The organism is Collimonas sp. OK307 (genome assembly GCF_900113705.1).
In the GTDB taxonomy this organism is placed as follows: Bacteria; Pseudomonadota; Gammaproteobacteria; order Burkholderiales; family Burkholderiaceae_D; genus Collimonas.
Map to the genome: position 1 here is coordinate 164,086 of NZ_FOQI01000006.1, position 16,293 is coordinate 180,378.

Sequence of the window (16,293 nt, forward strand, 5' to 3'; positions counted from 1 at the left end):
CCTTCCATTACTTCCAGATATTCCACGGACTTTGAATCCAGGCTGCGACGATCACCAGGTAGGCGAGAATCAACGGGATAAATACTTTCCAGCCCAAGCGCATGATCTGGTCATAGCGATAGCGCGGGAACGAAGCGCGTACCCAGATGAACACCGACAGCAGGAAGAAGGTCTTCATGCCGAGCCAGATCCAGCCTGGAATCCAGTCCAGCATTGCCAGCGGCGATGCCCAGCCTCCCAGGAACAGCAATGTTGCCAGAACCGAGATCAGGATCATGTTGGCGTATTCGGCCAGGAAGAACATCGCGAACGACATGCCCGAGTATTCGATCATGTGGCCGGCGACGATTTCCGATTCGCCTTCCACCACGTCGAACGGGTGACGGTTGGTTTCGGCAATTCCCGAGATAAAGTAAATCAGGAACACCGGCAGCAACGACAACCAGTTCCACGACAGCACGCCGACACCATGATCGTAGAAGTAGCCCTTGCTTTGCGCCATCACGATATCGGTCAGGTTCAGGCTGCCCGACACCATCAGCACGATGACCAGGGCAAAGCCCATCGAAATTTCGTAGGACACCATCTGCGCCGAAGCACGCATCGCGCCAAGGAACGCATATTTGGAGTTGGAAGCCCAGCCGGCGATGATCACGCCGTAGACTTCCATCGAAGTGATGGCCATCACGAACAGCAGGCCGGCGTTGACGTTAGCCAACACAGTTTCCGGACCGAACGGCACCACTGCCCATGCAGCCAAAGCCGGCATGATGGTCATGATCGGTGCGATGAAGAACAGTACCTTGTTGGCGCGTGCCGGCAAGGTGACTTCCTTCAACAGCAACTTGAGGGCGTCGGCGATCGGTTGCAGCAAACCGGCAGGACCAACCCGGTTAGGGCCGAGGCGGATATGCATCCAGCCGATCAGCTTACGTTCCCAGTAAGTCATGTAGGCCACGCACAACAACAGCGGCACGACAACGACGATGATCTTGATCAGATTCCAGATCAGCGGCCAGATGAAACCGAACCAGTCGGCGCCAGTGGCATTGATGGCGGCGATGAAGTGATCCATCATGCTTTCTCCACTACGATAGAACCAAACATCGCACCCAAGGCTGCGGTCGAGGCATGCGAAGCGGCTACCCGCACCACATTTTCCGGCAGCGAAGGATCAATAGCCGCAGTCAGCGCAGCTGCGCCCTGCCCTTGTTTGAGATTGACGCGATCGCCAGCGGCGACACCCAGCTTTGCCGCCAGCGCTGCCGACAACCATGCTTGCGGCGCCTGGCCGTCAACGGTTTCCTGCAGCGAGGCCGCCCGACGCACTACCGCGTCGGCAAAATAGATAGGCACATCAGCGATACGCTCCAGCCCGCCGTTAGCAGACTGACCCGCAGCTTGCGGCGCCAGGTCACTGAAGTTGTTCAGGCGTGCCGACAGGTTGGCTTCAGCAACTTCACCGGTACCCAGCACTTCATCGCGAATCGCTTCGGAAGTGTCGTAGTCGAAACCTGTCAAGCCCAGCAGGTTGCCCAGTACGCGCAATACCTTCCAGGCCGGACGGGCATCGCCCATCGGACGGACGGTACCGTTGAAACTTTGGGCACGGCCTTCGCAATTGACGAAAGTACCGGAAGTTTCGGTAAATGGTGCAATCGGCAGCAACACGTCTGCGTATTCAGCGCCGTGCTTGTAGGCCGACAAAGTCACGACCATCTCGGCCTGCTTCAGCGCTGCAACAGCCACTTGCGGGTCGAAACTATCCAACTCCGGCTCTGCATTCAGCAACACATAAGCCTTGTGCGGCTGCGCGAAAATTTGTTGTGCATTGCGGCCCTTGCCAGCGGCTGGCAAGGCATTCGCCCAATAACCGCCGACAGTATTGCCAGCCTCGGTCATGTAGCCGAACTTGGCGTCAGTCTGCTGTGCAATCCATTGCGCCACCGCGTGCAGCTGCGAAGCTTGTGGATGCTGTGCCGCTGCGTTGCCGAGCAATACCGCTTTCGCAGCGCCGGACAACAGGCTGGCAGCAGTTTGCCGGGCTTCAGCCGACGCTTCGACATTCTCGAAGCCGGCGGGCGCTGCGATGCTCTTGGCTTGCGCCACAGCAACCGCCACCTGACCCAATACCGACAACCAGGCCGACGGTGCAGCGATCATCTTGTTAGCGACCGGCATCAGCAGATCGTCGTCAGTTGCATGCAGGATGCTCAGCTTGGCGCCGCGCTTGACGCCGAGGCGCATGCGTGCCGACAACAGCGGATGATCCTTGCGCAGGAACGAGCCGATGATGAAAGCGCGATCCAGTTGTGCGAATTCGTTGATCGACATGCCGAGCCACGGCATGACTTTGCCATCCAGGGCGAAATCGGATTGACGCAGGCGGAAATCGATGTTTTCCGAACCCAGGCCACGTACTACTTTTTGCAGCAGCGACAATTCTTCCAGTGTCGAATACGGCGTACCGACAGCGGCAATCGCGTCAGCGCCATGCTCATGGCGAATGTTGCGCAAACCGTGCGCCACATATTCCAGCGCAGTTTGCCATTCGACTTCCTGCCACTTGCCGTCTTGCTTGAGCATCGGCTTGGTCAGGCGCTCGGCGCTGTTCAAGCCTTCATAGGCGAAGCGATCCTTGTCCGACAGCCAGCATTCGTTGACGTCGTTATTTTCCAGCGGCAGCACGCGCATCACCTTGCCGGATTTGACTTGCACCACCAGGTTGGCGCCCAGGCCATCATGCGGGCTGACCGATTTGCGGCGCGACAATTCCCAGGTACGGGCGCTGTAACGGAATGGCTTCGATGTCAATGCGCCGACCGGGCACAGATCGATCATGTTGCCGGACAGTTCGGAGTTGACGGTCTTGCCGACGAAGGTAGTGATCTCGGAGTGTTCGCCGCGACCAACCATGCCGAATTCCATCACACCGGCGATTTCCTGGCCGAAACGGACGCAGCGGGTGCATTGGATGCAACGGCTCATTTCCTGCATCGAGATCAGCGGACCGGCATCTTTCGGCGCCACGACACGCTTCTCTTCTTCGTAGCGGGAAGACGATTTACCGTAACCGACCGCCAGATCCTGCAACTGGCATTCGCCACCCTGATCGCAGATCGGGCAATCCAGCGGATGATTAATCAACAGGAATTCCATCACGCTCTTTTGAGCAGTGGTCGCCTTGTCGCTGCTGGTGCGCACGATCATGCCGGCAGTCACCGGAGTGGCGCAGGCAGGCAGGGCCTTCGGCGCTTTTTCCACCTCGACCAGGCACATGCGGCAGTTGGCCGCGATGGAGAGTTTTTTGTGATAGCAAAAATGTGGGATGTAGGTACCAATCTTGTTGGCAGCATCCATTACCATGCTGCCCTCTTGGACTTCCACTTTCTTGCCGTCTATTTCGATTTCAACCATGGCTTTGCTTTTCTTGCCTAAGTATTCTTGCTTAGTGTGTTTGCTGGTTCCACCATTACCTGATCAGTTGGGGACAGAGTAATTCGCCACGCTGCGGTGGCTCTTAAACTCTTTCCCGCAATATAATCAAATGTATGCCGGCACCAAGCAATGCTTATGCTCGATGTGATATTCAAATTCTTCGCGATAATTCTTCAGGAAACCGCGCACCGGCATCGCTGCCGCATCGCCGAGCGCACAAATGGTGCGCCCCATGATGTTGCCCGCTACCGTATCCAGCAGATCCATGTCTTCCGGACGACCGTGTCCGGTTTCGATGCGATGCACCAGGCGATACAACCAGCCCGTACCTTCGCGGCACGGCGTGCACTGGCCGCAGGATTCCTCAAAATAGAAGTACGACAGGCGCAGCAGCGATTTCACCATGCAACGCGTTTCGTCCATCACGATCACGGCGCCGGAACCGAGCATCGAGCCGGCCTTGGCGATCGAGTCGTAATCGAGATCGGTATCCATCATGACCTCGCCCCGGATCACCGGTGCGGACGAACCGCCAGGGATCACAGCCTTGATCTTTTTACCACCGCGCATGCCGCCAGCCAGTTCCATTAGCTTGGCAAACGGTGTGCCCAGCGGCACCTCGTAATTGCCCGGCCGTTCGACGTCGCCCGAGATCGAGAAGATCTTGGTGCCGCCGTTGTTCGGCTTGCCCAGTGCTGCATAGGCTTCGCCGCCCATGTTCAGCAGGAACGGTACGGCTGCGAAGGTCTCGGTATTGTTGATCGTGGTCGGCTTGCCGTACAAGCCGAAGCTTGCAGGGAAAGGCGGCTTGAAGCGCGGCTGGCCCTTCTTGCCTTCGAGCGATTCCAGCAATGCGGTTTCTTCGCCGCAGATGTATGCGCCGTAACCGTGGAATGCGTGCAACTGGAAGTTGAATTCGCTGCCGAAAATCTTGTCGCCCAACGCACCGGCGGCGCGCGCCTCTTCCAGCGCTTCTTCAAAGCGCTCGTAGCCGGACCAGATTTCACCGTGGATGTAGTTGTAGCCGACCGAGATGCCCATGGCGTAAGCGCCGATGGCCATGCCTTCAATCAGCGAGTGCGGATTGTAGCGAATGATGTCGCGATCCTTGAACGTGCCAGGCTCGCCTTCGTCGGTATTGCAGACCAGGTATTTTTGTCCCGGGAACTGACGCGGCATGAAACTCCACTTCAGGCCCGTCGGGAAACCTGCACCGCCGCGACCGCGCAGCGAACCGGCTTTCAGTTCAGCGATGACTTGTTCCGGCGTAATGCCTTCGGAGAGAATGCGCTTGAGGGCGGTATAACCGCCGCGCTTGACGTAATCGGCGTAGTGCCAGTTGTCGCCGTCCAGGTTAGCCAGGATCAGCGGGTTGATATGACGATTATGCAAGCTGGTCATTTAGGGGTTACCTCACTGAGTTCCGCCAACAAGCCGTCAATCTTTTCGTTCGACATCCAGCTACACATGCGTTTGTTATTGACCAGCAGTACCGGCGCATCGCCGCAAGCGCCCATACACTCGCCTTCAACCAGGGTGAACTGGCCGTCCGCGGTGGTTTCACGGAAACCGATGCCGAGCTTGTGCTTCAGATGCTCCGCCGCCCGATCGCCGCCGGACAACTGGCATGGCAGATTGGTGCAGATGCTGATCTTGTGCTTGCCGACCGGCTTGGTGTTGTACATGTTGTAAAAGGTCGCGACTTCCTGCACCGCGATAGCCGGCATGCCGAGGTAATCCGCGACATCCTGCATGGTTTCCGGCGCCAGCCAGCCCTTTTCATCCTGTGCAATCGCCAGAGCGGCCATCACCGCCGACTGTTTCTGGTCGGCGGGGAATTTCGCTACTTCGCGATCGATCTTTTTGTATGTATCTTGACTTAACAACATGTGTTGGCCATTCGTGCGCGATGTTTTGCGCGAGTAGTTAATATTTGAAATACAATTTGAAATGCATTGACATGCGTAACAACCGTGATTGCTAACTGCAGGCTAAAGCAAATTCAGGCAGACTCAAAAGCACAGACTTAACGGTCAATTTCACCGAAAACGATGTCTTGCGTACCGATGATGGTAACGGCATCGGCAATCATGTGGCCCTTGGCCATTTCGTTCAACCCTTGCAAATGCGGGAAGCCAGGTGCGCGGATTTTCAAACGGTACGGCTTGTTAGCGCCATCCGACACGATATACACGCCGAATTCGCCCTTTGGATGTTCCACTGCAGCGTACGCTTCGCCCGGCGGCACGTGGAATCCTTCAGTGAAGAGCTTGAAGTGATGGATCAGCTCTTCCATGTTGGATTTCATGTCGACCCGCGACGATGGCGCAACCTTGTGGTTGGTTGTCATCACAGGACCGCCGTTGTTGCGCAGCCATTCTACGCATTGCTTGATAATCCGGTTGGACTGGCGCATTTCTTCAACCCGCACCAGGTAACGGTCATAGCAATCGCCGTTCTTGCCGACCGGGATATCGAAGTCGAGCAAGTCATACACTTCGTACGGCTGCTTCTTGCGCAAATCCCATTCGACGCCGGAACCGCGCAGCATTGCGCCGGTAAAGCCCATCGCCTTGGCGCGCTCTGGCGACACCACGCCGATACCGACCAGACGCTGCTTCCAGATACGGTTATCGGTCAGCAAAGTCTCGTACTCATCCACGTATTTCGGGAAGCGCACGGTGAAATCTTCGATGAAGTCCAGCAACGAACCCTGGCGATTTTCGTTCAGGGCATTGATGGCTTTTGCATTGCGTACCAGCGATGCCTTGTGCTGCGGCATGGTATCCGGCAGATCGCGGTAAACGCCGCCCGGACGATAATAGGCAGCATGCATACGGGCGCCGGAAACGGCTTCGTAGCAATCCATCAGATCTTCACGTTCGCGGAATGCATACAGCAGCACCGCCATCGCGCCGACGTCCAGCGCATGCGCGCCGATCCACATCAGGTGATTCAGCAGACGCGTGATTTCATCGAACATGACGCGGATGTACTGTGCGCGGAGCGGCACTTCAAGACCGAGCAGACGTTCGATTGCCATCACGTAGCCGTGCTCGTTACACATCATCGACACGTAGTCGAGGCGATCCATGTAAGGCACTGACTGCAGGTAGGTTTTTTGTTCTGCCAGCTTCTCGGTACCGCGATGCAGCAAGCCGATATGCGGGTCTGCACGCTGGATGACTTCACCATCCAACTCCAGCACCAGGCGCAAAACACCATGCGCGGCCGGATGTTGCGGACCGAAGTTCAGCGTGTAATTCTTAATTTCTGCCATTATTTGATCCCGTAATGTTCTTCACGAATCACCCGCGGTGTAATCTCGCGCGGATCAATCGTTACGGGTTGATAAATTACGCGTTTTTGTTCAGCGTCGTAGCGCATCTCGACATAACCCGACACCGGGAAATCCTTGCGGAAAGGATGGCCGATAAAACCGTAGTCGGTGAGGATGCGGCGCAAGTCGTTGTGACCTTCGAACAGGATGCCGAAGAAGTCGAAAGCTTCACGCTCATACCAGTTGGCCGAGGCCCAGATATCGGTCAGCGAGGCCAGCATCGGCATTTCGTCGTCCGGTGCAAACACGCGGACGCGCAGGCGCCAGTTGTGTCCGATCGACAGCAAATGCGAAACCGCCGCAAAACGGGCGCCTTCCCAAATACCGTCGCCATAGGTCGAATAATCGACGCCGCAGAGGTCGATCAGCTCTTCAAAACGGGTATCGGCGTGATCGCGCAGGACGCGCATCGCTGACAGGTAATTCGAAGCCTTGACCACGATCGTGATCTCGCCAAAGGCCACGGTCAGACTTTGAAGGTCGTCGCCAAGCGCATTGCGCACGGCGGCTTCCAGGGTTTCCAGTTTGGTCGTCATGGTGCTCTCTTAACGCGCAATCGTATTGGTGCGGCGAATCTTGTTTTGCAGCTGGATAATGCCGTACAACAGCGCTTCTGCAGTCGGCGGGCAACCAGGAACGTAAATATCGACCGGCACAATGCGGTCGCAACCGCGCACCACCGAATACGAATAGTGATAGTAGCCGCCGCCATTGGCGCAGGAACCCATGGAAATCACCCAACGCGGCTCCGGCATCTGGTCGTACACCTTGCGCAAGGCAGGCGCCATCTTGTTGCACAGCGTGCCCGCCACGATCATCACGTCAGACTGGCGTGGCGACGGCCGGAAGATTACACCAAAACGGTCCATGTCGTAGCGCGAGGCGCCGGCATGCATCATTTCAACAGCACAGCAGGCCAGACCAAACGTCATCGGCCACAAAGAGCCGGTGCGGGTCCAGTTGATCAGTTTGTCAGCCGTAGTGGTGACAAAGCCTTCGTTCAATACACCTTCAATAGACATGGCTTACTCCCAATCCAGAGCGCCGCGTTTCCAGATATACCAGAAGCCCACCACGAATTCAGCGATAAACACCATCATCGTGATAAAGCCCTGCCAACCGAGGTCGCGCATGGCAACCCCCCACGGGAAGAAAAATGCGGTTTCCAGATCGAACAAAATGAACAAAATGGCGACAAGGTAATAACGCACATCGAATTTCATGCGCGCATCTTCGAATGCTTCAAAACCGCATTCGTATGGAGAAGTTTTTTGGGAGTCGGGCCGATGCGGCCCAAGTACACGACCGAGCACTTGCGGGGCGATGCCAACCGCGATACCGATCAGAATAAACAGCAGGACGGGAAAATAATTTTCGAGGTTCACGATTTTGCGCCAGTAGTTTGAACAGTCGGGACTACAAGGAAGCAAGCTGGACATATCCAACCTGCTTCCTCGCAGCCCCTTTTGCAGAATGATTTGCCGGTTCGAATGCTCGAACCTGACGCCCCCAATCCGGCAAACCACGCCACAAGTTCCTCGACAAAAAGCCAGCGCAGGGGCAACCGTTGCTGGCCTCATATTCTTTGGTGCCGACGGCGAGACTCGAACTCGCACAGCTTTCGCCACTACCCCCTCAAGATAGCGTGTCTACCAATTTCACCACGTCGGCATAAGCGCGTATTTTAACCTGATTTAGTACTTTTGTTCAATGCACAATCGAGTTAAAAGTCAGCAATTTCACTCTTAAGACTACTTATTTAGGAATTTGATTCGACTGCGCGCTACCGGTCGATGGCGCAGGTACGGAAGCAGCCGCACTAGCCGATCCGGAAGCTGCTGCAGAAGCTGCAACCGGCTCTGCCGAAGTCGCAGGAATTGCTGCTGCAGGTGCCGGCGCCGAAGCTGCCGGCAGATTCTCCATCACGCCGCCGGTAACTGCCGAGCGATGATTACCCAAATATACCAACGTCAATGTCGCGATAAAGAAAATCGCTGCCGCCAGGCCAGTCGACTTCGACAGGAAGTTCGAAGAACCGGTAGCGCCAAACAAACTACCCGAGGCGCCCGAACCGAAAGCCGCACCCATATCGGCGCCCTTGCCATGCTGCAGAAGCACAAGGCCGATAATCGTCAACGCCGACAACACCTGAACGATGACAATGATGTTAAATACTGTGTTCATTTAATGATTTCCAATGAGAGTTAATTCTTTGTAATTCTTTATGATTCTTTATTTATACTAAATTACCAAATCCGGACTATCCGGCTGCAGCGACAATCGCCAGAAAATCAACTGACTTCAATGCTGCGCCACCGATCAAACCACCATCTATATCCGGCATGGCCAGCAATTCGGCCGCGTTATCGGGCTTCATGCTACCGCCATACAAAATCTTCACCTCGACTGCAGCCGCAGGATTCTTCCCGGCCAGCTTGGCGCGCAAGGCCAGATGCACATCTTGCGCCATCTGCGGCGTCGCCGTCTTGCCGGTGCCAATTGCCCACACAGGCTCGTACGCCACCACAATCTTCGCCAGGTCAGCTGCATCCAGCACATCCAGCACAGCTGCCAACTGCCGCCCCACTACCGCGTCGGTCTGGCCGGCTTCACGCTCAGCCAGGGTTTCGCCGACGCATACGATAGGTGTAACGCCAGCCTGCAAAGCACGTACCGCCTTCTGCGCCACCAGCGCATCGCTTTCAGCGTGATAAGCGCGCCGCTCGGAATGACCGACGATAGCGTACTGACATGCAAAATCCTGCAACATGCTGACTGCCACTTCACCGGTATAAGCACCGGCGACGTGCGCAGAAACGTCTTGCGCACCCCAGGCAATTGCCGATCCGGCAAGCTCAGCCTGGCATTGCGCGAAATATGGTGCGGGTACGCACAAGGCGATATCGCATGCCGGCGCTGTCAGGCCAGCCTTGATTTCCGCCATCAGTGCAGCATTGGCAACCAGACTGCCATTCATTTTCCAGTTACCCGCTACAAGTTTACGACGCATATTTACCAAGGCCTAGGTTTTCAATAACCCGGCATTCTAACGCGTCGGGGGGAAAGCGGTCAAACCGGCAAGAAATATATGGCGGCCGATTTTACAGTCGGGCTACAGGCTGACTGCTTCGCTTTAGCACCGGGCAACTCAAGAAAATGTTTTCGCGGCAGCAATACTACTTGCAAAAAGTGTCATATCAACATTGCCGCCACTCACTATTACACCGACTTTTGCGCCCGAAAACGCCAACGCCCGATGCATCACCGCGGCAGCAGCGAGGCAGCCGGCGGGCTCGACCACGATCTTCATCCGTTCGGCAAAAAACCGCATTTGCGTGCGCAGCTGATCGTCGCTCACGGTAATGATGTCTTTTACACATGCCTGCAGAATCGGCAACACCAACTTGCCGATGTGCTGCGTTTGGGCGCCATCGGCAATCGTGTCCGGTACCGGGATATGTACGATATTGCCAGTTCGCAATGATTGCTGCGCGTCGTTGCCCGCTTCCGGCTCGACGCCGATCACGATACAGCCGGGCGACAGGTGCGCCGCGGCGATCGCGCAACCGGATAGCAACCCGCCGCCGCCCGTGCACACGAACAAGTAATCGAGCGGCCCGACGGTATCGAACAGTTCTTTCGCCGCCGTGCCCTGGCCGGCAATCACGTCGGGATGATCATAGGCTGGAATCACTGCACAGCCGCGCTCATCCGAAAGACGCGCGGCAATCACTTCCCGGTCTTCGCGTTCGCGATCGTACAGAATGATCTCGGCACCATATTCACGTGTCGCCGCCAGCTTCATTGCCGGCGCGTTGCCGGGCATGACGATGGTTGCATGCACACCCAGCATGCGCGCCGCCAGCGCCATGCCTTGCGCATGATTGCCGGATGAGAATGCCACCACGCCGCGTTGCTTTTGTTCCTCGCTGAGGCAGCTGATGGCGTTATACGCGCCACGAAACTTGAATGCCCCTACGCGCTGAAAATTTTCGCACTTGAAGAAGATACTGGCATCTGCCTGGCGGTCGGCCTGACCGGAAGTCAGTACCGGCGTCCGGCGCGCCACGCCCTCCAGGCGCTTAGCCGCGGCGACGATATCCTGGTAATTGACGGCAAGTGCAGCAAGGTCGGCGGCAGCCATTTTGATCCTTTGTTCGATTCAGCTTAGAGCAACGCGTAGAACATCGATTCACAACGATTCACAACGATACGCAACGATACGAATCCCGGCGCCTATTCCGCCACGCGCCGGCGAAACATCCAGCGACCGCTATCGGAGTCCTGCGGGACATATTGGTAACCACCCAGGTCGAAGGCTTTGAGCTTTTCCGCATTGGTGATTTTGTTTAACGCCGCGTAGCGCGCCATCATGCCGCGCGCCCGTTTGGCATAGAAGGAAATAATCTTGTACTTGCCGTTTTTCCAATCCTCGAATACCGGCGTGACGATACTGGCGTCGAGCACCTGCGGCCGGACCACCTTGAAATATTCTTCAGATGCCAGGTTCACCAGCGTATCGGCGTTTTGCTGGCTTAGCTGCCGGAGTTGCTGGTTTAGCGCCTGGGTCACCGTATCGCCCCAGAAGGCGTAGAGATTCTTGCCGCGCGGGTTGGCGAGGCTGGTGCCCATTTCCAGCCGATATGGCTGCATCCGGTCCAGCGGCCGCAACACGCCGTACAAGCCCGACAGAATCCTGATGCGGCTCTGGGCATAGTTCAACTGGGTAGTGTTCAGGGAAGCCGCATCCAGACCTTCGTAGACGTCGCCGTTGAAAGCCATGATCGCCTGCTTGGAATTACTGCCGGTGAATTTCTTCGACCACGATGCAAAACGCGCCGTGTTCAGTTGCGCCAGCGGATCTGAGATTTTCATCATGCTACCGATCTGGGCTGGCGAAAGCTGCGTCAAAACGCTGATCAACTCTGCTGAATGCTCGATGAAATCCGGGGTGGTGTGCGTTTCGGTGGGGCTGGGAGTGCTGTAATCAAGGGACTTTGCGGGCGACAAAACGATCAGCATGTGACATCCAAATAAACAAAAAAAATAGCAGAATGTCCGCAATGATACCGAAACAAACATTTCGGCGCTGGCGATGCTGCCGCCGGCAACGGCTATCGAGATTCAGTCTGACTCAGTCGAAAGCACCTTCCGACAGATCACGCTCGAATTCAGCAACCCAGATCGAACCGTCTCCGGTGGGATATTGTTTTTTGCGGCCAGTGGATTTCCTGCTCACCGTGACAAAGCCGGTGAGCGCGAATATCTCGTCGGTTTTGGGATCCGTCGTGTCCACCTCATGCAAGTCAAAATCGTTGGCAGCCATATTTTGCGCCGCCAAGATCGCATGGAAAGCATTCTTTTCGTCCGGCTCGATTAGCTTCATGTGCGCCTCCCGAAGTGACAACAAATGACATCGCGAGTTCTTACCATAGCACGCTAACGCCCGCGGCGCTTGTCACCCGGGTCAGCTGTATTAAAATTGACTGCCAAACAATTTCGTCTCCGAACCGTCATCCTTCAGCTGCAGCATTTTTTCAAACTTCAGGCCGATTTTTTCCAGCACTCTGATAGATTGATGATTGTCGGGCGCGGTAATGGCGACGATCCGCTGCAGGCCGCAAGTACGCTTGCCATGCTCCAGCACTGCCGATGCAGCCTCGTAGGCATAGCCCTTGCCCCAGAACTCCGGCAAGAAGGCGTAACCGATATCGACATCCGGCAAAGTCTCTCTTTTGATCAGCCCGCATATGCCTATCGGCAGTGCTTCATCTTTCAATTCCGTCATATAGAAACTGAATCCATAAAGCTCTTGCGCCGCCATCGGCCCATTCAAGATCGCCGCCCGCGCCGCCTCCACCGTTCTGATGCCGCGGTCGCCGATGAACCGCAGCCACGCAGGCTGGGTCACCAGCTTCAGATAGAAATCGGCATCGTCCTCATTCAAGGTACGTAAAATCAGACGCTCTGTTTCAAGAACTTTCATGGCTTTGGTTTTTCCTTGGAGTGGGTAATTTACCTGTAGCATGGGAGCATAAGCACTAGGACGATAATTGTCTACCGAACCGGATTTCGAAATGAATGCGACGCAAAAAATTGTCCTGATCCCGATTCCCAACCTGGATTTCGATCCGAGCGAAGTGGCGGTTTCCTGGCGCATCCTGACTTCACGTGGACACAAGGTGCTGTTCGCCACACCCGACGGCAAGGCGGCCGCGGCCGATCCGCTGATGCTGTCCGGCGAAGGCCTGGATGCCTGGGGCTGGATACCGCTGCTCAGGAAAATCAAATTGCTGGGGCTGATGCTACGCGCCAATGCCTCGGCGCGCGCCGACTATGCGGCGCTTGAAGGCGACCGTGCATTCCAGGCGCCGCTGGCTTATACCGAGCTCGAAGTCGCGCACTATGACGGCTTGCTGCTACCCGGTGGCCACCGCGCATGCGGCATGCTGGCTTATCTGGAAAGCCGGCCGCTGCAGCAATTCGTCGGGGCCTTCTTCGACAGCGGCAAACCGGTGGCCGCTATCTGCCACGGCGTCGTCCTGGCTGCCCGCAGCCTGTCGCCGCGCAGCGGAAAATCTGTTCTGCATGGCCGCGTAACCACGGCGCTGACCTGGAAGCTGGAGCGTAGCGCCTGGACCCTGATGAAATTCTGCGGCCGCTTCTGGGATCCGGCCTACTACCGCACCTATGGCGAGCAGGATGGCGAAGCAACCGGCTATCGCAGCGTCCAGGCCGAAGTGACACGCGCCCTGGCGCAACCCGGCGATTTCATCGATGCGGAACCCGGCGTGCCGGACTATTTTCGCAAAAGCAGCGGTTTGTTCCGTGATATCGACAACGACGTCCGCCCTGCTTTCGTAGTACAAAACGGTAATTACGTATCGGCCCGCTGGCCTGGCGATGTGCATCATTTCGCTGCAACTTTCTCGCTCCTGCTGGAAGATGGCTTGACGGACTGGCAGCCGAGGTAAAATGCGCGCTACCGATTGATGGAAATCCACATGAGTTCTGAACTACCCGCAGTCCCAAACAGCCGCACTGACAAACCACGTATCGTCATCGACACCAATGTCTGCCTCGATCTGTTCGTCTTCCGCGATCCGCGCTGGGCTGGCTTGATGGCAGCATTGCAAAGCGGCGCAGTCGAAGCGGTTACCCGCACCGACTGCCGCCAGGAATGGCAGATGGTGTTGCATTATTCGCATCTCCCCATCACCGACGACACCCGGCCCGCCTTCAATGCCGAATTTGACGCCTTGATCACCTGCCTGGAAGCCGAAGCGCTGACACCGCGTACCGATATCCGCCTGCCCCTCTGCACGGATCGGGACGACCAGAAATTCCTCGAACTGGCTCTGGGTGCGCACGCCACAACCTTGATCACCAAAGACAAAGCCTTGCTGAAACTGGCGCGCAAGACGGCAAAGATTGGCCTTTTCGCCATCATTCCGCCGCAGGCATGGGGCACGCAGGCCGTCGCCCACACTTAACTCTCAGGAATTCGCTGCAGGCTGTGCAGTCTCGGACAAAACGCTAAAATGCGAGATTCAGACAGACACCGAGATTAATAGCAGATGAACCGTGATTTGAGAATTCCTGGCGGCGACGTTGCCGCAGACCGCGCTGCCGAGCAGCTTCAATCCAAACTCCCGAAGGTCGGCACTACTATTTTTACGGTGATGTCGACGCTCGCCAGTGAAAAATCGGCGGTAAACCTGGGGCAAGGATTCCCCGATTTCGATTGCGATCCGCTCTTGGTCGATGCGGTTAGCGATGCCATGAAGAGCGGCCTCAACCAGTATCCGCCAATGGCAGGAGTGCCGGCTTTGCGCCAGGCCATCGCCGCTAAAATCGAAAAACTGTACGGCTACAGCTACGATCCGGCTACCGATATCACCGTCACCGCCGGCGCCACCCAAGGCTTGCTGACCGCCATCATGTGCACGGTGCATGCGGGCGACGAAGTGATCGTGATTGAACCGGCGTACGACAGCTACGTGCCGGCCATCGAACTGGCCGGCGGCAAGCCAGTGCTGGTGCAAATGACATTGGGCGCCGATGGCTACGCCATACCGTGGGACCGGATTGCGGCGGCAGTCAGCCCTCGCACCCGCATGATCATGGTCAATTCGCCGCACAATCCGACCGGCAGCGTGCTGACCCCTGCCGATATCGACGCGCTGAAAGATATCGTGCGCGGGACCGGGATTCTGATCCTGTCAGATGAGGTCTATGAGCATATGGTGTTCGACGGCGTGCGCCATGAATCGATTTGCCGCCATCCAGAACTCGCAGCGCGCGCCTTTGTCGTCTCCAGCTTTGGTAAGACTTACCACGTCACCGGCTGGAAAATCGGCTATGTGGCTGCACCGCCGGCGCTATCCGCAGAATTCCGTAAAGTCCATCAATACAATGTTTTCACCGTCAATACGCCGGTGCAGCATGGCATTGCGCAATACATGCAAAATCCCGCGCCCTACCTGGAACTGCCGGCGTTTTATCAGCACAAGCGCGACCTGTTCCGGGATGGCTTGAAACAAACGCGCTTTAAACTGCTACCGGCCGACGGCACCTATTTCCTGTGCGTTGATTACTCCGCCATCTCATCGTTGAGCGAGGCCGACTTCGCGATCTGGCTGACTTCTGAAATCGGCGTTGCCGCAATTCCGGTATCGGCATTCTATCAGTCTCCGCGCGAATCGGGCATCGTCCGTTTCTGCTTCGCCAAACAAAACCAGACCTTGCAGCAGGCGCTGCAGCGCCTGGCGAAAATCTGAACACATAAAAAAGGAAAGAGTCATGATCGATGTCTATAGCTGGGCCACACCGAACGGTCACAAGGTACACATCCTGCTGGAAGAACTGGGCCTGCCCTATCGTGTACATGCAGTCGATATCGGCGCCGGCGATCAGTTCAAACCTGACTTCCTGTCGATTTCGCCCAACAACAAGATCCCGGCGATCGTCGATGCCGACGGCCCCGATGGCAAGCCGATATCTCTTTTTGAATCGGGCGCGATCCTGTTGTACCTTGCCGGCAAGAGCGGAAAATTCCTGGGCCATACCGATCGCGAGAAATTCAATACCCTGCAATGGCTGATGTTCCAGATGGGCGGGGTCGGGCCGATGCTAGGCCAGACTCACCATTTCCGCATCTACGCGCCGGAAAAGATAGAGTACGCCATCAATCGCTACACCAACGAAGCCAAGCGCATCTACGGCGTGATCGACAAGCAATTGTCACAGCACCCTTACCTCGCCGGAAATGAATATACGATTGCCGACATCGCCACTTTCCCGTGGCTTCGTTCCTGGAAAAACCAGGGCGTGGAACTGAGCGATTTTCCGCACCTGAAAGCCTGGTTCGATACGATCAGCGAACGCCCTGCGGTCAAGCGCGGCGTCGAAGTGCTTGCCTCGGCCCGCAAGCCGCTGACCGACGACAAGGCGCGGGATATCCTGTTTGGCGCTCAGCAATATCAAAAAAGATAAAGGATGTAGGGTGGTCGCGC

The 16,293-nt window shown here is 56.5% G+C and carries 18 protein-coding genes and 1 tRNA gene; 4 read left to right on the forward strand and 15 right to left on the reverse strand.

The features are described 5' to 3' along the window. Nucleotides 1-7 precede the first annotated feature (7 nt). From nuoH to BM205_RS10430, 15 genes are all read right to left on the reverse strand, one after another. Entirely contained in the window at nucleotides 8-1,075 is a 1,068-nt protein-coding gene (gene nuoH, locus BM205_RS10360) for an NADH-quinone oxidoreductase subunit NuoH (RefSeq protein ID WP_092414500.1), read from the reverse strand. Beyond that, nucleotides 1,075-3,417 (reverse strand): NADH-quinone oxidoreductase subunit NuoG, encoded by a 2,343-nt coding sequence (gene nuoG / locus BM205_RS10365; protein WP_092414421.1) that lies wholly within the window; start codon nucleotides 3,415-3,417, stop codon nucleotides 1,075-1,077. Before nuoG ends, nuoH begins: the two co-directional genes overlap by 1 nt. A 126-nt stretch (nucleotides 3,418-3,543) precedes the next feature. Next, nucleotides 3,544-4,839 carry an NADH-quinone oxidoreductase subunit NuoF gene (nuoF, locus tag BM205_RS10370; protein WP_092414422.1) on the reverse strand — a complete coding sequence of 432 codons (1,296 nt, stop codon included), beginning with the start codon at nucleotides 4,837-4,839 and terminating at the stop codon, nucleotides 3,544-3,546. Continuing rightward, on the reverse strand, nucleotides 4,836-5,327 hold the full coding sequence (gene nuoE, locus BM205_RS10375) for an NADH-quinone oxidoreductase subunit NuoE (protein WP_092414423.1): 492 nt from the start codon (nucleotides 5,325-5,327) through the stop codon (nucleotides 4,836-4,838). The genes nuoF and nuoE overlap by 4 nt, the downstream gene beginning before the upstream one ends. A gap of 137 nt (nucleotides 5,328-5,464) precedes the next feature. After that, the gene (locus BM205_RS10380; RefSeq protein ID WP_092414424.1) at nucleotides 5,465-6,718 is read right to left on the reverse strand and encodes an NADH-quinone oxidoreductase subunit D; all 1,254 of its coding nucleotides are present in this window, start codon (nucleotides 6,716-6,718) and stop codon (nucleotides 5,465-5,467) included. Beyond that, a complete protein-coding gene (locus tag BM205_RS10385; RefSeq protein WP_092414425.1) occupies nucleotides 6,718-7,314 on the reverse strand; it encodes an NADH-quinone oxidoreductase subunit C in 597 nt (198 codons plus the stop codon). Before BM205_RS10385 ends, BM205_RS10380 begins: the two co-directional genes overlap by 1 nt. Before the next feature lie 9 nt (nucleotides 7,315-7,323). Continuing rightward, nucleotides 7,324-7,800, reverse strand: coding sequence for a NuoB/complex I 20 kDa subunit family protein (locus BM205_RS10390; RefSeq protein ID WP_014005578.1), 477 nt, complete (start codon nucleotides 7,798-7,800; stop codon nucleotides 7,324-7,326). 3 nt (nucleotides 7,801-7,803) lie between these two features. Then, nucleotides 7,804-8,163 (reverse strand): NADH-quinone oxidoreductase subunit A, encoded by a 360-nt coding sequence (locus BM205_RS10395; RefSeq protein WP_092357601.1) that lies wholly within the window; start codon nucleotides 8,161-8,163, stop codon nucleotides 7,804-7,806. A gap of 201 nt (nucleotides 8,164-8,364) precedes the next feature. Beyond that, a tRNA-Leu gene (locus BM205_RS10400) sits at nucleotides 8,365-8,449 on the reverse strand. Nucleotides 8,450-8,533: 84 nt separating this feature from the next. Next, nucleotides 8,534-8,962, reverse strand: a complete 429-nt coding sequence (gene secG, locus BM205_RS10405; RefSeq protein WP_092414426.1) for a preprotein translocase subunit SecG — start codon at nucleotides 8,960-8,962, stop codon at nucleotides 8,534-8,536. Between the two features lie 76 nt (nucleotides 8,963-9,038). Beyond that, nucleotides 9,039-9,788: a triose-phosphate isomerase gene (gene tpiA, locus BM205_RS10410; RefSeq protein WP_092414427.1), complete on the reverse strand. Its 750-nt coding sequence runs from the start codon at nucleotides 9,786-9,788 to the stop codon at nucleotides 9,039-9,041. A 138-nt stretch (nucleotides 9,789-9,926) separates the two neighbouring features. Beyond that, nucleotides 9,927-10,922 (reverse strand): threo-3-hydroxy-L-aspartate ammonia-lyase, encoded by a 996-nt coding sequence (locus BM205_RS10415; RefSeq protein ID WP_092414428.1) that lies wholly within the window; start codon nucleotides 10,920-10,922, stop codon nucleotides 9,927-9,929. A gap of 92 nt (nucleotides 10,923-11,014) precedes the next feature. Further along, nucleotides 11,015-11,800 (reverse strand): peroxide stress protein YaaA, encoded by a 786-nt coding sequence (yaaA, locus tag BM205_RS10420; RefSeq protein WP_092414429.1) that lies wholly within the window; start codon nucleotides 11,798-11,800, stop codon nucleotides 11,015-11,017. 112 nt (nucleotides 11,801-11,912) lie between these two features. Beyond that, the gene (locus tag BM205_RS10425) at nucleotides 11,913-12,164 is read right to left on the reverse strand and encodes a transcriptional regulator (protein ID WP_092414430.1); all 252 of its coding nucleotides are present in this window, start codon (nucleotides 12,162-12,164) and stop codon (nucleotides 11,913-11,915) included. Between the two features lie 90 nt (nucleotides 12,165-12,254). Further along, on the reverse strand, nucleotides 12,255-12,764 hold the full coding sequence (locus BM205_RS10430) for a GNAT family N-acetyltransferase (RefSeq protein WP_092414431.1): 510 nt from the start codon (nucleotides 12,762-12,764) through the stop codon (nucleotides 12,255-12,257). Between the two features lie 67 nt (nucleotides 12,765-12,831). Here BM205_RS10430 and BM205_RS10435 point away from each other — a divergent pair, with 67 nt between their 5' ends. The 4 genes from BM205_RS10435 to BM205_RS10450 all read left to right on the forward strand — a co-directional run bounded on the left by BM205_RS10435 (nucleotide 12,832) and on the right by BM205_RS10450 (nucleotide 16,273). Next, nucleotides 12,832-13,752: a DJ-1/PfpI family protein gene (locus BM205_RS10435; RefSeq protein ID WP_254783841.1), complete on the forward strand. Its 921-nt coding sequence runs from the start codon at nucleotides 12,832-12,834 to the stop codon at nucleotides 13,750-13,752. Between the two features lie 30 nt (nucleotides 13,753-13,782). Next, complete coding sequence (locus BM205_RS10440) at nucleotides 13,783-14,271, forward strand: putative toxin-antitoxin system toxin component, PIN family (RefSeq protein ID WP_092414432.1); 489 nt, start codon at nucleotides 13,783-13,785, stop codon at nucleotides 14,269-14,271. Nucleotides 14,272-14,355: 84 nt separating this feature from the next. Next, nucleotides 14,356-15,558: a pyridoxal phosphate-dependent aminotransferase gene (locus tag BM205_RS10445; RefSeq protein WP_256381760.1), complete on the forward strand. Its 1,203-nt coding sequence runs from the start codon at nucleotides 14,356-14,358 to the stop codon at nucleotides 15,556-15,558. 22 nt (nucleotides 15,559-15,580) lie between these two features. After that, nucleotides 15,581-16,273, forward strand: a complete 693-nt coding sequence (locus tag BM205_RS10450; protein ID WP_092414433.1) for a glutathione binding-like protein — start codon at nucleotides 15,581-15,583, stop codon at nucleotides 16,271-16,273. Nucleotides 16,274-16,293 lie beyond the last annotated feature (20 nt).

Coding starts and splice junctions, on each gene's coding strand:
- nuoH (WP_092414500.1), bottom strand. CDS start 1,075: ATGGATCACTTCATCGCCGCCATCAATGCCACTGGCGCCGACTGGTTC.
- nuoG (WP_092414421.1), bottom strand. CDS start 3,417: ATGGTTGAAATCGAAATAGACGGCAAGAAAGTGGAAGTCCAAGAGGGC.
- nuoF (WP_092414422.1), bottom strand. CDS start 4,839: ATGACCAGCTTGCATAATCGTCATATCAACCCGCTGATCCTGGCTAAC.
- nuoE (WP_092414423.1), bottom strand. CDS start 5,327: ATGTTGTTAAGTCAAGATACATACAAAAAGATCGATCGCGAAGTAGCG.
- BM205_RS10380 (WP_092414424.1), bottom strand. CDS start 6,718: ATGGCAGAAATTAAGAATTACACGCTGAACTTCGGTCCGCAACATCCG.
- BM205_RS10385 (WP_092414425.1), bottom strand. CDS start 7,314: ATGACGACCAAACTGGAAACCCTGGAAGCCGCCGTGCGCAATGCGCTT.
- BM205_RS10390 (WP_014005578.1), bottom strand. CDS start 7,800: ATGTCTATTGAAGGTGTATTGAACGAAGGCTTTGTCACCACTACGGCT.
- secG (WP_092414426.1), bottom strand. CDS start 8,962: ATGAACACAGTATTTAACATCATTGTCATCGTTCAGGTGTTGTCGGCG.
- tpiA (WP_092414427.1), bottom strand. CDS start 9,788: ATGCGTCGTAAACTTGTAGCGGGTAACTGGAAAATGAATGGCAGTCTG.
- BM205_RS10415 (WP_092414428.1), bottom strand. CDS start 10,922: ATGGCTGCCGCCGACCTTGCTGCACTTGCCGTCAATTACCAGGATATC.
- yaaA (WP_092414429.1), bottom strand. CDS start 11,800: ATGCTGATCGTTTTGTCGCCCGCAAAGTCCCTTGATTACAGCACTCCC.
- BM205_RS10425 (WP_092414430.1), bottom strand. CDS start 12,164: ATGAAGCTAATCGAGCCGGACGAAAAGAATGCTTTCCATGCGATCTTG.
- BM205_RS10430 (WP_092414431.1), bottom strand. CDS start 12,764: ATGAAAGTTCTTGAAACAGAGCGTCTGATTTTACGTACCTTGAATGAG.
- BM205_RS10440 (WP_092414432.1), top strand. CDS start 13,783: ATGAGTTCTGAACTACCCGCAGTCCCAAACAGCCGCACTGACAAACCA.
- BM205_RS10445 (WP_256381760.1), top strand. CDS start 14,356: ATGAACCGTGATTTGAGAATTCCTGGCGGCGACGTTGCCGCAGACCGC.
- BM205_RS10450 (WP_092414433.1), top strand. CDS start 15,581: ATGATCGATGTCTATAGCTGGGCCACACCGAACGGTCACAAGGTACAC.